At 56.1% G+C, this 13,102-nt stretch carries 12 protein-coding genes; 9 read left to right on the top strand and 3 right to left on the bottom strand.

What is annotated here, in order from left to right; translation table 11 throughout:
• Positions 1–9 precede the first annotated feature (9 nt).
• From tgt to secF, 3 genes are all read left to right on the top strand, one after another.
• Positions 10–1,128, top strand: a complete 1,119-nt coding sequence (gene tgt, locus ACXAFI_RS14105) for a tRNA guanosine(34) transglycosylase Tgt (protein ID WP_444922597.1) — start codon at positions 10–12, stop codon at positions 1,126–1,128.
• A 205-nt stretch (positions 1,129–1,333) separates the two neighbouring features.
• Positions 1,334–3,202, top strand: coding sequence for a protein translocase subunit SecD (gene secD / locus ACXAFI_RS14100; protein ID WP_152452161.1), 1,869 nt, complete (start codon positions 1,334–1,336; stop codon positions 3,200–3,202).
• A gap of 11 nt (positions 3,203–3,213) precedes the next feature.
• On the top strand, positions 3,214–4,218 hold the full coding sequence (gene secF, locus ACXAFI_RS14095) for a protein translocase subunit SecF (protein ID WP_475109315.1): 1,005 nt from the start codon (positions 3,214–3,216) through the stop codon (positions 4,216–4,218).
• Positions 4,219–4,355: 137 nt separating this feature from the next.
• Here the strand turns inward: secF and ACXAFI_RS14090 are convergent, their stop codons facing one another.
• From ACXAFI_RS14090 to pyrC, 3 genes are all read right to left on the bottom strand, one after another.
• The gene (locus tag ACXAFI_RS14090; RefSeq protein ID WP_475109314.1) at positions 4,356–4,550 is read right to left on the bottom strand and encodes a hypothetical protein; all 195 of its coding nucleotides are present in this window, start codon (positions 4,548–4,550) and stop codon (positions 4,356–4,358) included.
• Positions 4,551–4,754: 204 nt separating this feature from the next.
• Positions 4,755–5,429, bottom strand: coding sequence for a ribonuclease T (rnt, locus tag ACXAFI_RS14085; protein WP_475109313.1), 675 nt, complete (start codon positions 5,427–5,429; stop codon positions 4,755–4,757).
• A gap of 95 nt (positions 5,430–5,524) precedes the next feature.
• Positions 5,525–6,556: a dihydroorotase gene (pyrC, locus tag ACXAFI_RS14080; RefSeq protein ID WP_475109828.1), complete on the bottom strand. Its 1,032-nt coding sequence runs from the start codon at positions 6,554–6,556 to the stop codon at positions 5,525–5,527.
• Positions 6,557–6,875: 319 nt separating this feature from the next.
• Here pyrC and ACXAFI_RS14075 point away from each other — a divergent pair, with 319 nt between their 5' ends.
• The 6 genes from ACXAFI_RS14075 to ccoG all read left to right on the top strand — a co-directional run bounded on the left by ACXAFI_RS14075 (position 6,876) and on the right by ccoG (position 13,086).
• The gene (locus ACXAFI_RS14075; RefSeq protein ID WP_152452169.1) at positions 6,876–8,096 is read left to right on the top strand and encodes an argininosuccinate synthase; all 1,221 of its coding nucleotides are present in this window, start codon (positions 6,876–6,878) and stop codon (positions 8,094–8,096) included.
• 187 nt (positions 8,097–8,283) lie between these two features.
• Complete coding sequence (gene ccoN / locus ACXAFI_RS14070; RefSeq protein ID WP_152452171.1) at positions 8,284–9,738, top strand: cytochrome-c oxidase, cbb3-type subunit I; 1,455 nt, start codon at positions 8,284–8,286, stop codon at positions 9,736–9,738.
• Positions 9,739–9,749: 11 nt separating this feature from the next.
• The gene (gene ccoO, locus ACXAFI_RS14065; RefSeq protein WP_152452172.1) at positions 9,750–10,367 is read left to right on the top strand and encodes a cytochrome-c oxidase, cbb3-type subunit II; all 618 of its coding nucleotides are present in this window, start codon (positions 9,750–9,752) and stop codon (positions 10,365–10,367) included.
• 18 nt (positions 10,368–10,385) lie between these two features.
• Positions 10,386–10,619 carry a cbb3-type cytochrome oxidase subunit 3 gene (locus tag ACXAFI_RS14060; protein WP_152452173.1) on the top strand — a complete coding sequence of 78 codons (234 nt, stop codon included), beginning with the start codon at positions 10,386–10,388 and terminating at the stop codon, positions 10,617–10,619.
• Positions 10,619–11,527 carry a cytochrome-c oxidase, cbb3-type subunit III gene (ccoP, locus tag ACXAFI_RS14055; RefSeq protein ID WP_172975323.1) on the top strand — a complete coding sequence of 303 codons (909 nt, stop codon included), beginning with the start codon at positions 10,619–10,621 and terminating at the stop codon, positions 11,525–11,527. The genes ACXAFI_RS14060 and ccoP overlap by 1 nt, the downstream gene beginning before the upstream one ends.
• A 140-nt stretch (positions 11,528–11,667) precedes the next feature.
• Positions 11,668–13,086 carry a cytochrome c oxidase accessory protein CcoG gene (ccoG, locus tag ACXAFI_RS14050; protein ID WP_444921351.1) on the top strand — a complete coding sequence of 473 codons (1,419 nt, stop codon included), beginning with the start codon at positions 11,668–11,670 and terminating at the stop codon, positions 13,084–13,086.
• The last annotated feature ends 16 nt before the right edge of the window (positions 13,087–13,102 follow it).

The following is a 13,102-nucleotide window of genomic DNA, read 5'->3' as shown; positions in this document are numbered from 1 at the left end:
GAATGTTTTATGCAGTTTGAAGTGGATAACACTGATGGCAAGGCCCGTCGCGGCCGCTTGCGCTTCCCTCGCGGTGTGGTGGAAACCCCGGCGTTTATGCCGGTGGGTACTTACGGCACCGTGAAAGGCATGTTGCCGAGGGATATCGAAGGGATCGGTGCACAAATTATTCTGGGCAATACCTTTCACCTGATGCTGCGCCCGGGTACCGAAGTGGTTAAAGCCCACGGCGATCTGCACGATTTCACTCAATGGTCCGGACCGATCCTCACCGACTCCGGCGGTTTCCAGGTGTTTAGCCTGGGTGAGCTGCGCAAGATTACGGAGGAGGGGGTTTCCTTCCGCTCGCCGATCGATGGCAGCCCGGTATTCCTGGACCCGGAAGAATCCATGCGCGTTCAGCGGGACCTGGGTTCCGATATTGTCATGATCTTCGATGAGTGCACCCCTTATCCGGCCACCACTGACGAAGCGCGCAAGTCTATGGAGTTGTCCCTGCGTTGGGCGGAGCGCTCCAAGAAGGCCCACGGCGATAGCCCGTCGGCGCTGTTCGGTATTGTCCAGGGCGGTATGTACCCGGAATTGCGCGATGTGTCCTTGCGCGGCCTGACCGAGATTGGTTTCGATGGCTATGCCATTGGCGGCCTGTCTGTGGGTGAGCCGAAAGAGGAGATGATCAAGGTCTTGGATCACCTGGCACACAAGATGCCAGAAGATAAGCCGCGCTACCTGATGGGCGTGGGCAAGCCGGAAGATATTGTCGAAGCTGTTCGCCGTGGTGTGGATATGTTCGACTGTGTCATGCCCACACGTAATGCGCGCAACGGCCACCTGTTTACCTTCGAGGGTGTGGTGAAAATCCGCAATGCCAAACACCGCCACGATACGGGCCCCTTGGAGGAAGAGTGCGATTGCTACACCTGTGAGAACTTCTCCCGCGCTTACCTGCATCACCTGGATCGCTGTGGTGAAATTCTCGGTGCGCAGCTGAATACGATTCACAATCTGCGTCACTACCAGCGCCTGATGCAAAAGCTGCGCGATGCTATTGCCGCCAACGAGCTGGAGGCGTATGTCGCGGAGTTCTACCGCGGCCTGGGTCGTGAGGTTCCGCCGCTGCAGGCCTAGTCCTGTCGCACATTTATCCTATCTGGGGCACAGTCGATCGCACGATTGTGCCCCTGTCATTTGTCCGTTCATTCGATCCCCGTATAATCGCTTCCACTTTTGTCGGCGGCTGTGCACCTTGCAATCTGTGTACTGCGCCCACATATCGAGGCAGATTGCCAAGATTTACCGGCCCTCGGGGTCACACTAGAACAATGAGAACAGCATGAATCGCTACCCGATCTGGAAGTACTTTCTGATTCTCGCGGTTGTGGCCTTCGGCCTGATCTACGCCGCGCCCAACCTCTACAAGCCGGACCCTGCGGTGCAGATTTCCGGGCAGTCCAGTGCCATGGAGATGGATGAAAATGTCCTCACCAAGGCGCGCAAAGCCCTGGATGACGCGGGTATCGCCCACTTCGGTGGCGAGGTGGGTGATAAGGCGATTTTGATCCGCCTCGAATCCATCGATCAGCAGCTGCCTGCCAAGCGCGCGATTCAGGAGGCGCTGGGGCACAGCGATTACGTGGTTGCTCTAAACCTGGCGTCTACTACCCCCCAGTGGCTCAGTGATATCGGCGCCAGCCCGATGAAGCTGGGCCTCGACCTGGCCGGTGGTGTGCACTTCCTGATGGAGGTGGATACCAACACCATCGTAAAAACCAATATGGAAGGCTATGTGCAGGATGTGAAAACCAAACTGCGCGCGGCCAAGGCCCGTTACCGTAGCGTTAACCTGATCGACGATCGCGAGATTGTGGCGCGTTTCCGCAATGAGGAGCTGCGCAGTCTGGCCCTTTCCACCATGCGCAAGGAATTCCCGCAGTTGCAACTGCGCGAGACCGGCAGTGGCGAGAACCTGGAAATCCGGGCCACCTTGTCCGAGCAGGAGATCAAACAGCTTGAGGACTACGCGGTTTCCCAGAACCTCACCACCCTACGCAACCGGGTGAACGAGCTGGGTGTGGCCGAGCCGATCGTACAGCGCCAGGGGCGCAACCGTATTGTGGTGGAGCTGCCCGGTGTTCAAGACACTGCCGAAGCCAAGCGGATTATCGGTAAGACCGCGAACCTGGAATACCGTATGGAGGCCCGCCCCGATGAGCTGGTCACCAACAAGGAGTACTTCGAGTACCGCAGCGAGCGCCAACAGCAGATGTACGGCGGCGCTTGGCTGGAGCGCAAGATCATCATCAAGGGTGACAGCGTGACCAATGCGCGTGTCGGCTACGATGAGAGCGGTCTTCCCCAGGTGAATATCACCCTGGATTCCCGTGGTGGTGAGTTAATGCACCGCGCCACCTGGAAGAATGTCGGCCGCCGTATGGGCACCCTGTTTATCGAGACTCGCTTTACCCCGCAGACCAAAATGGATGCCGAGGGCAATCAGATTGTCGAGCAGGTTAGAACCGAAGATAAAAAGATTATCAGCCTGGCCACCGTGCAGAGCGCCCTGGGCAAACAGTTCCGTGTAACCGGACTGGACAGCCCGGCAGAAGCCCAGGAACTGGCCCTGCTGCTGCGCGCCGGTGCACTGGCCGCTCCCATGTACTTTGTGGAAGAGCGTGTGATCGGCCCGTCCTTGGGTGCGGATAACATCAAGGTGGGCGTGCAATCGGTACAGATCGGCCTGCTCGCAGTCATTATTTGTATGCTGATCTCCTACCGGGTATTTGGTCTCGCCGCCAATATCGCCCTGGCGGTCAATATGATTCTGCTGGTGGCGGTGATGTCGATTCTCGGCGCCACCCTGACGCTACCGGGTATCGCCGGTATCGTATTGACCGTGGGTATGGCGGTGGATGCCAACGTGCTGATCTTCTCGCGAATACGGGAGGAGCTCAGGAATGGGATGCCACCCCAGTCGGCGATTAGTGCGGGCTTCGACAACGCCTACAGCACCATTGTGGATGCGAATATCACTACCCTGATCGTGGCGGTGATCCTCTACGCGATTGGCTCTGGTCCGGTGCAGGGCTTCGCGGTGACTCTGTCTATCGGTATTCTCACCTCCATGTTTAGTGCCATTATGGGTACGCGCGCAATCATCAACTTGTTCTACGGCGGTCGCCGTGTACAGAAACTCTGGATTTAAGGAGGCTGGCCATGAGTGAGACCAAAGTGGAAAGCGGAAAGATTACCGAGTACATGGGCAAGCGCGTGTACGACTTTATGCGCTGGCGCAAGTTTGCCACCGTATTATCTGTTGTGCTGGTGCTGGCTTCGATTGGGATACTGGCGGCCAAGGGCCTGAAATTCGGTCTGGATTTTACCGGTGGTACCCAGGTAGAAGTGGGTTACGAAGTTACTCCGTTTATTAATGACGTTCGCACCCAGCTGCAAGATGCCGGCTTTGAGGGCGCGACGGTTGTTAACTACGGTTCCGATAACGAGCTGATGATCAAGTTGCCCCCAGAGGTAGCCGAAGCAGAGACCCGTATCAGTGCCACCGATCAGGAGACTACCACGCCTATTGGTGACAAGGTGGTTGAGGTTCTGCGTGCTGGTAGTGAGGGCACCGTTACCCTGCGTCGGGTCGAGCTGGTCGGCCCGCAAGTGGGTGCCGAGCTGCGCGACGACGGCGGCCTGGGTATGCTGGTAGCACTGGCTCTGGTAATGATGTACGTCGCTTTGCGCTTCCAGTACAAGTTCTCGGTTGGCGCGGTAGCAGCACTAGGGCACGACGTCATTATTGTGCTGGGCTTCTTTGCTCTGATGGGGTTGGACTTCGATCTGACCGTGTTGGCGGCAGTGCTGGCGGTGATCGGTTACTCGTTGAACGATACCATCGTGGTATCCGACCGTATCCGTGAGAATTTCCGTAAAGTGCGCAAGGCTGAACCGGAGGAGATTATCAATATCTCCATCAGTCAAACCCTGGGCCGTACCTTTATGACCTCGTTCACTACTTTGTTAGTGTTGTGGGCGCTGCAGTTCTTTGGTGGCGAGCTGATTCATAACTTCTCTCTGGCTCTTATTGTCGGCGTGGTTGTGGGTACTTACTCCTCTGTATATGTTGCAGCGAACGTGCTGATGGCATTGAAGATCAGCAAAGAGGATCTGATGCCGCCAGTGAAAGAGGGTGCGGAGCTGGAAGAAGAGGTGCCCTAATTTGGGATAGTCTCTAAATTGAAAAGGCCGCTGATTAGCGGCCTTTTTTATGCCCCCGGTTTTTTCAGTCGCTGACAAGCAAACACTGAAATTGGGGCTTTTGACTGCGAGGTAATTACCGGGCTGGTTGCGAACAGTTAGCTGCGAGGCTTTTTGCCCAAGGTAATATGTTTGGGGCCGGAGGTGTTGGTCTGGCCGCTGACGCCCTTGGGGACCTGCTCGATCTCGCCACCCTTCGCCAAAAAGGCCTGCACTTGCGCCTCAATACTCTCGCTGGTCTCTAGGGGGGCGGTCTGCTTGCGACTGGAAGAGGGGGATGCTTTTTTGGCCACGATGACTGTCCGGTGTTTTGGGTAGGTGAGTCATCATACAGCAAATTGCATAAAAAAGCATCCAACTGCCTAAGAGGCGTCCACAGTGCACAGTTTGCCGCCATTGAAGCGGCAAGGATACTATCAAGTGAAATAGAAACTGAGAGCGATAATAGTCGCTCCAGTTTCATTTGGAGCTCACCTAAGTGAGACGCTCACAGTGAATTAGTCGGCTTCCTGTTCCACGAGTTCCGTATCAGCCACCGGCCAGCCACCCAGCTCACGCCACTTGTTGACGATTCCGCAAAACAGGGTTGCCGTTTTCTCGGCATCGTATTCGGCGGAGTGGGCGCAGCTGTTGTCGAACTCGATACCGGCGACCTGGCAGGCTTTAGCCAACACGGTTTGACCGTAGGCGAGCCCGGCGAGGGTGGCGGTGTCAAAGCAGGAGAACGGATGGAAGGGGTTGCGCTTGATGCCGGTCCGCTCCACCGCCGCATTCACAAAGCCCAGATCGAAGTGGGCATTGTGGGCGACCATAATGGCGCGGGTGCAGCTGTGTTTCTTCACGGCACTGCGGATCTTGCGGAACATTTCCGGTAGGGCGATTTCCTCAGGCCAGGCTTCGCGCTCGGGGGACTCCAGGTCGATGCCGATAAAGTCCAGGGCCGATTGCTCTACATTGGCGCCCTCGAATGGTTCCAGGTGAAAGCTGTGGGTCTCCAGCGGGAAAAGTTTCCCCTCTTCATCCATATCCAGGATTACCGCCGAAATTTCCAGCAGGGCATCGGTACGCGCGTTAAAGCCGCCGGTTTCCAGGTCGATCACAACTGGCAGGAAGCCGCGAAATCTCTGGGCGAGGGAACTCTTGGGTCCTGTGGGTTCTTCCGCGGGGGTCACTTTGAGTCCTTGTAAATCTCAGTTGTGCCAGGATGTTTTTGCCCGGCGGGGTAGGGGATTCGCGGACCCGGGGTCCGCGAAGTTTTGGGCTGGAATTATACGAGTTTCCAGTTCAGGGTTTCACCGGCGGCCAGGGGGATCAGCTTTTCGCCGCCCATATCCAATTCTTCCGGTAGTGGCCAGGACTGCTTCGCCAGAGTAATGGTGCCCTGGTTGCGCGGCAGACCGTAAAAATCCGGGCCGAAATTACTGGCGAAGCCCTCGAGCTTATCCAGCTTGCCGGCGCGCTCAAAGGCTTCGGCGTACAGCTCGATAGCGGAGTAGGCGGTGTAGCAACCGGCACAGCCGCACTCTTGCTCTTTCTTGTGGTGCGCGTGGGGGGCCGAGTCGGTGCCGAGGAAAAACTTCGGGCTGCCGCTGGTAGCCGCTTCAATCAGGGCGGACTGGTGGTCGCCGCGCTTGAGGATTGGCAGGCAATAGAAGTGCGGGCGAATGCCGCCCACCAGCATATGGTTGCGGTTGTACAGCAGGTGGTGCGCGGTAATGGTTGCGGCAACCCCTTCGCGGGCGCCCTGCACGAACTCGACGGCTTGGGCAGTGGTGATGTGTTCGAATACCACTTTCAACGTGGGGAAATCATCAACCAGGCGGGACAGGGTCTTCTCGATAAAAGCGTGTTCGCGATCGAAGATATCGATATCGCTGGTGGTGACCTCACCGTGTACCAACAGCTTCATGCCGCAGGACTGCATTTCTTCCAAAGCCGGGTAAATATTGGCGATGTCAGTTACGCCGGAGTCGGAGTTGGTGGTGGCACCGGCAGGGTAGAGCTTCGCCGCGATCACGCCGGCGGCGTGGGCCTGGCGGATGACTTCGGCATCGGTCTTATCGGTCAGATAGATGACCATCAGCGGCTCAAATGTAAGGCCGGCCGGAACATGCGCGAGTATGCGTTCGCGGTATGCGGCCGCGCCCTCACCGGTGGTGACGGGCGGCACCAAGTTTGGCATCACAATTGCGCGGCGAAATTGTCGGGCGGCATCGCCAACGGTGCGTTCCAGGGCGGTGCCATCACGCAGGTGAATATGCCAGTCGTCAGGGGCGCGAAGAGTGATTTGCTCCGTCATGGTACTCCAGGATATCAATTGCTGTAGAAGAGTCTCTGTGCGGCGCGCATGCTACCCGATGCGGGGTAAAAATGCGATGTGCGAGCCGGTTGAAAGTTAATCAATTGCGTAGACTCACACCTTGGCGCTAGTCGATTGCGAGCAGAGGCGCTACAATCGCGCCCCGATAAAGTATGTGGGTATTTATTGTGCCCATAAATACCGATGCTGGGCATACCTCCAAAAATAACCTCCCCCAGAACAACACAAATTTCACAGAAGGTGATCCAGGTCGCCGCACTTTAGTCGTGGTGGCGAAATCCGGCAGCAGAGGACAGCAATGAGCAAAATCGAGAAGGTGGTACTGGCATATTCCGGCGGACTGGATACTTCAGTGATCGTGCGCTGGTTGCAGGATACCTACGACTGTGAAGTGGTGACCTTCACCGCGGATATTGGCCAGGGCGAAGAAGTTGAGCCGGCACGAGCCAAGGCTGAGGCGCTCGGGGTTAAAGAGATTTATATCGATGACCTGCGCGAGGAATATGTGCGGGACTTCGTTTTCCCAATGTTCCGTGCTAACGCCATCTACGAGGGCGAGTATCTGCTGGGCACTTCTATCGCGCGCCCGCTGATCGCCAAGCGTCTCATTGAGATCGCCAACGAGACCGGTGCCGATGCCATCTCCCATGGCGCCACCGGTAAAGGCAACGACCAGGTACGCTTCGAGTTGGGTGCCTATGCACTGAAGCCTGGGATTCAGGTTATTGCGCCCTGGCGTGAGTGGGATCTAAATTCCCGCGAAAAGCTGATGCAGTACTGCGAGCAGCACAAAATTCCCGTGGACTTCTCTTCCAAGAAGAAAAAGTCCCCTTACTCGATGGATGCCAACCTGCTGCATATCTCTTACGAGGGCGGCATTCTCGAAGATCCCTGGGCGGAAGCCGAGGAAGATATGTGGCGCTGGAGTGTGAGCCCTGAGGCTGCGCCGGAAGAGCCAACTTATATCACTATCGGTTTTGAGAATGGTGATCCGGTCTCTATCGACGGCGAGCGCCTGAGCCCGGCTACCCTGCTGGAAAAACTGAATAAGCTGGGCGGAGCCAACGGCATTGGTCGCCTCGATATCGTGGAAAACCGCTATGTGGGAATGAAGTCCCGCGGTTGTTACGAAACTCCCGGCGGCACCATTTTAATGAAAGCGCACCGCGCTATTGAGTCCATCACCCTGGACCGCGAAGTGGCGCATATGAAAGATTCCCTGATGCCGCGCTATGCCGATTTGATTTACAACGGCTACTGGTGGTCTCCGGAGCGCCGTATGTTGCAGGCCGCAATCGATGAATCTCAGGCAGTGGTCAATGGTGAAGTACGTCTGAAACTCTACAAGGGTAGTGTGAGCGCTGTTGGGCGCCGCTCTGCAGACAGCCTCTTCGATGAGCGCATCGCCACCTTCGAGGACGATGCCGGGGCTTACAACCAGAAAGATGCGGAGGGCTTTATCAAGCTCAACGCCCTGCGCCTGCGCATTGCCGCCGGTAAAGGAAGAAAGTTGATTTAGTCGACTTAGTTGATTTAGATCAGCCAAGGCCGGTGACGGATGCGCTTAAATCCTTATCCGGCCAACAGTGACAGTTATGTGTATGCCTTCGACGTTATAAGCGGGTTCATACATAACTGCCGCAGACCCAGTGGTGGGCCAGGCCCGCTCAGTGGATCCGAATTTTAAAAGCAACGGAAGTAAAAACATGACGACAACGGTGGCAAAGACCGGCCATGTGCCGGACTATGACTACAAAATCGTGCGCCAGTTCACCATCATGTCCGTGGTCTGGGGCATCTTTGGTATGGGCATGGGCGTATTGATCGCGGCTCAGCTGGCCTGGCCCGAGCTCAATGATTTCTGGCAGCCCTTCTCCCACTTCGGGCGATTGCGGCCACTGCACACCAATGCGGTTATCTTCGCATTCGGTGGTAGTGTTCTGTTTGCCACCTCCTACTATGTGGTGCAGCGCACCTGTCAGGTACGTCTCTGGGGTGGCTGGCTAATTCCATTCACCTTCTGGGGATGGCAGGTGGTGATCGTGGCCGCGGCAATTACCCTGCCGATGGGCTTCACTTCTACCAAGGAATACGCTGAGCTGGAGTGGCCGATCGATATCCTGATCGCCATCGTTTGGGTTGCTTACGCGCTGGTGTTCTTCGGCACCATCATGAAGCGCAAGACCTCCCATATCTACGTTGCCAACTGGTTCTTCGGTGCTTACATCATCACCATTGCCGTACTCCATATTATTAATAATTTGGAAATTCCGGTTGCTCCGTTCAAGTCTTACTCTATTTACTCCGGTACCAAGGATGCGATGATCCAGTGGTGGTACGGCCACAACGCGGTAGGCTTCTTCCTGACTGCGGCCTTCCTCGGCATCATGTACTACTTCGTACCCAAGCAGGCTGGTCGTCCGGTTTACTCCTACCAGCTGTCTATCGTGCACTTCTGGGCCCTGATCTCCCTGTACGTATGGGCCGGTGGTCACCACCTGCACTACTCAGCGCTGCCCGACTGGGCGCAGAGCCTGGCGATGGTAATGTCCCTGATTCTGCTGGCACCTTCTTGGGGCGGTATGATCAACGGCATCATGACCCTGTCTGGCGCCTGGCATAAGCTGCGCACCGATCCTACCTTGCGCTTCCTGGTGGTATCCCTGTCCTTCTACGGTATGTCCACCTTCGAAGGCCCGATGATGTCCATCAAGACTGTGAACGCTCTGTCTCACAACACCGACTGGACTGTGGGCCACGTACACTCCGGCGCATTGGGCTGGGTTGCGATGATCTCTATCGGCGCCCTGTACCACCTGGTTCCGGTTCTGTGGAAGCGTCGCGAAATGTACAGCACCAAGCTGATCAACGCGCACTTCTGGCTGGCTACTGTAGGCACCGTTCTGTACATCGCTGCCATGTGGGTTAACGGTATTACCCAGGGTCTGATGTGGCGCGCCTTCAACGCCGACGGCACCCTGACTTACAGCTTCGTAGAAAGTGTTGTTGCGAGCCACCCTGGCTATGTGGTGCGCTGGTTGGGCGGTGCCATGTTCCTGGTCGGTATGCTGCTGATGGCTTACAACGTCTACCGCACGATTACTGAGAAAGTAAACGATGCCGAAGCCGATAACACCGTTCGTGCAGTGCCAGCGGCATAGGAGTTTAGATCGTGAAGAATCATGACATCGTAGAAAAAAATATCGGCTGGATGATCTTTTTCACCATTATCGCCATCAGCTTTGGTGCTCTAGTGGAGATTGTCCCGCAGTTCTTTACCAAGGCGAACTACACTCCGCTGCCGGGTCAGAAGCCGCTGACCGCACTGCAGCTGGAAGGCCGCGATATCTATATTCGCGAAGGTTGCCACGTTTGCCACACCCAGATGGTGCGCCCGCTGCGCGCCGAGGTGGAGCGTTACGGCCATTACTCCATGGCGCAGGAATCCGTGTACGAGCATCCCTTCCTGTGGGGCTCCAAGCGTACCGGTCCCGACCTGGCCCGCGTTGGCGGCCGCTACTCCGATGAGTGGCAGCGCGCTCACCTGTACAACCCGCGCAGCGTAGTACCTGAATCCATCATGCCGGCCTACCCCTGGTTGTTCGACAACGTGGTTACCGGTAACTACACCGCGCGCAAGATGGAAGCACTGCGTCTGGTGGGCGTCCCTTACACCGATGAAGATATCGCCAATGCGGCTGAGCCTTTCAAAGGTGGCAAGGTGAAAGAAATTGACGCTCTGGTCGCTTACTTGCAACAGCTGGGTACTCTGGTCACCCAAAAACGCTAATAGCGAGGAAGGAAACTCGTGACTATCGAAACATTGCGGGAAATCGGACTGGTTCTGGGATCACTGGCCTTCCTGGCTATTTGCTGGTGGGCTTTCTCTCCGAAGCGCAAGAAGCGCTTCGAAGAAGATGCCAATTTGCCATTTGCCGATGATGAGCAACAAGCCGACAAGGATGCGTCAGCCGCTCAGAAGGACGAATCCAAATCCGGGGAAAAGCCCGGGACTGAACGAAAACAGGGGCAGGATAAGTAATGAGTACATTCTGGAGTGTGTGGGTTATTGTACTCACCCTCGCCAATCTGGCGTTGATTACCTGGGTGCTGTTCGCCAACCGAAAAGTGGCAGTGGACGACCAGGCTGAACCGGAAAACAAAACCACCGGCCACGTATACGATGGCATCGAGGAGTATGACAACCCGCTGCCCAAGTGGTGGTTCATGCTGTTTATCGCCACGCTGGTGTTCTCCGTTGGATACTTGGTGATTTACCCGGGTATGGGTAACTTCAAGGGCCTGAGTGGCTGGTCTTCTGTCGGCGCACTGGAGGCTTCCCAGGCCAAGGCCCAGGAGAAGTTCGATGAGCAGTTTGGTATTTATCTCGATATGCCTATTGAGGAAATTGCCCAGAGCCCAGAAGCCCTGAAAATGGGTGGACGGATCTTCGCCAACAACTGCGCTGTGTGTCACGGTGCGGATGCCGGTGGTAACTTTGGTTTCCCCAACCTGACAGATAACGCCTGGCTCTACGGCGGTACCCCGGAGAAAATCCTGGAGACCCTGAACAACGGTCGTCAGGGCATGATGCCTCCGCAGGGGCCGGTTATCGGTGAAGAAGGTGTGCGCAACACCGCCGAGTACGTGCTCTCTCTCAATGGCTTAGAGCACGACAAGGCGATGGCCGCCGAGGGTCAGAAGGTGTTCAACACCGTATGTATGGCCTGTCACGGAATGGATGCCAAGGGTAATCAAGCCCTGGGAGCTCCCAACCTGACCGATGATCTGTGGCTCTACGGCAGCAGCCGCGAGCAGATTCAGCACACCATTCGTGGTGGGCGCTCCAATATGATGCCCGCGCAGAAGGACAAACTGCGTGAAGACAAGATCCGCCTGGTGGCGGCCTATGTCTACAGCCTGTCCAAGCAGGACGAAGAACAGCAGTAATCGAATAAGGCCCGCCTAATTAGTCGGGCCTTTTTTTATACAAGGAACTCCGGGTGCTGCAGGGACGGAGATAAAAGCCTCAACATAAGTGGCTACCTGTGCCCGCGTGCAGATTTTGCCCGTGTGAGAGTGAGGTTTTTGTGAGTGACTTGATCCCCACCCGCGAAGAGCAGGAAGGTAATGGCGAAGTCCGTTACCGCATGCTCTATGAGTCGGACGATAAGATTTATATTCGCCATATTCGCGGTATCTATACCCGAATTCGCAAGTACACAGGCCTGCCGCTGTTACTGGCTTTCTTTTTTATCCCCTGGATCAATATCGACGGGCGCCAGTCGGTCTTTTTTGATCTCCCCACCCGCCAATTCCATATCCTTTGGACAACCTTTGGCCCCCAAGACGGCTTCCTGCTCGCCTGGTTGCTGATTATTGCCGCCTTCGCCCTGTTTGCCGTCACCACCTGGATGGGAAGGGTGTGGTGTGGCTTTACCTGCCCCCAGACCGTGTGGACCATGATGTTTATGTGGGCCGAGCGGGTTTGCGAGGGCGACCGCAATAAGCGTATGAAGCTGGACAAAGCGCCCTGGGGCGTAGAAAAGGTTCTGCGTAAGGGCGGTACGCACGCTATCTGGCTGTTGATCTCGCTGGCCACGGCACTGGCCTTTGTCGGTTACTTTTACGGTATTCGCGATCTGGTAGTGGACCTGGCCACCTTCAATGCCCATCCGCAGGGTGTCTTCTGGGTTGCCTTCTTTACTTTCGCCACTTACATGAACGCAGGCTTCCTGCGCGAGCAGGTGTGCAAGTACATGTGCCCCTACGCGCGCTTCCAGTCGGTGATGTACGACGAGGATACGCTGGCGGTTTACTACGACGCCAAGCGTGGTGAGACTCGCGGTCCGCGAAAGAAAAACGTGGATTATAAAGCCGAGGGTATGGGCGACTGTATCGATTGCTACTGGTGTGTACAGGTGTGTCCGGTAGATATCGATATTCGCGATGGTCTTCAGTTTGAATGTATCAATTGCGGCCTCTGTGTCGATGCCTGCAACAGCGTGATGGACAAGATGGGTTATGAGCGCGGTCTGATTCGCTTTACCTCTGAGGACGAGCTGCAAACTGGCAAGACCAACTTTTTGCGTCCGCGGTTGTTTGGCTACGCAGTCGTTTTGCTAGCCATGGTAGGATTGTTTTCGCATCAGGTGGCAACTCGCAGCCCCATCGAGGCGGAGATTACTCGTGACCGTGGTGCCCGCATGTTCCGGGTATCCCGCGGGGTGGTGCAGAATGTCTACACCGTGAAGATCAACAATATGGATCAGGCGGCCCATGAGTTCACGATTCGTGTTGAGGGCAACCCGAATTATGACTATTCGGTGCGCAAGCCGCGCAGCATTTACCTGAAGGCCGGTGAAATCTATCCGGTACCGATTCGGGTGAGTGTGCCCAAAACTCAGCTGAAGGATACCAAGCACGATATCGATATCGTGGTTCAGGCTGTCGACGACCAGGAGTTGGTCACTAAGCATCGAACGGTATTTATTGGTCCTAAGCAGTAGACGGGACACCGTTCCC

The sequence above is a fragment of the Microbulbifer sp. ABH2_005 genome, from assembly GCF_056160005.1.
This window is presented reverse-complemented; position numbering and strand designations above follow the sequence as displayed.

Coding starts and splice junctions, on each gene's coding strand:
- ccoN (WP_152452171.1), top strand. CDS start 8,284: ATGACGACAACGGTGGCAAAGACCGGCCATGTGCCGGACTATGACTAC.
- secF (WP_475109315.1), top strand. CDS start 3,214: ATGAGTGAGACCAAAGTGGAAAGCGGAAAGATTACCGAGTACATGGGC.
- ACXAFI_RS14075 (WP_152452169.1), top strand. CDS start 6,876: ATGAGCAAAATCGAGAAGGTGGTACTGGCATATTCCGGCGGACTGGAT.
- secD (WP_152452161.1), top strand. CDS start 1,334: ATGAATCGCTACCCGATCTGGAAGTACTTTCTGATTCTCGCGGTTGTG.
- pyrC (WP_475109828.1), bottom strand. CDS start 6,556: ATGACGGAGCAAATCACTCTTCGCGCCCCTGACGACTGGCATATTCAC.
- tgt (WP_444922597.1), top strand. CDS start 10: ATGCAGTTTGAAGTGGATAACACTGATGGCAAGGCCCGTCGCGGCCGC.
- ccoP (WP_172975323.1), top strand. CDS start 10,619: ATGAGTACATTCTGGAGTGTGTGGGTTATTGTACTCACCCTCGCCAAT.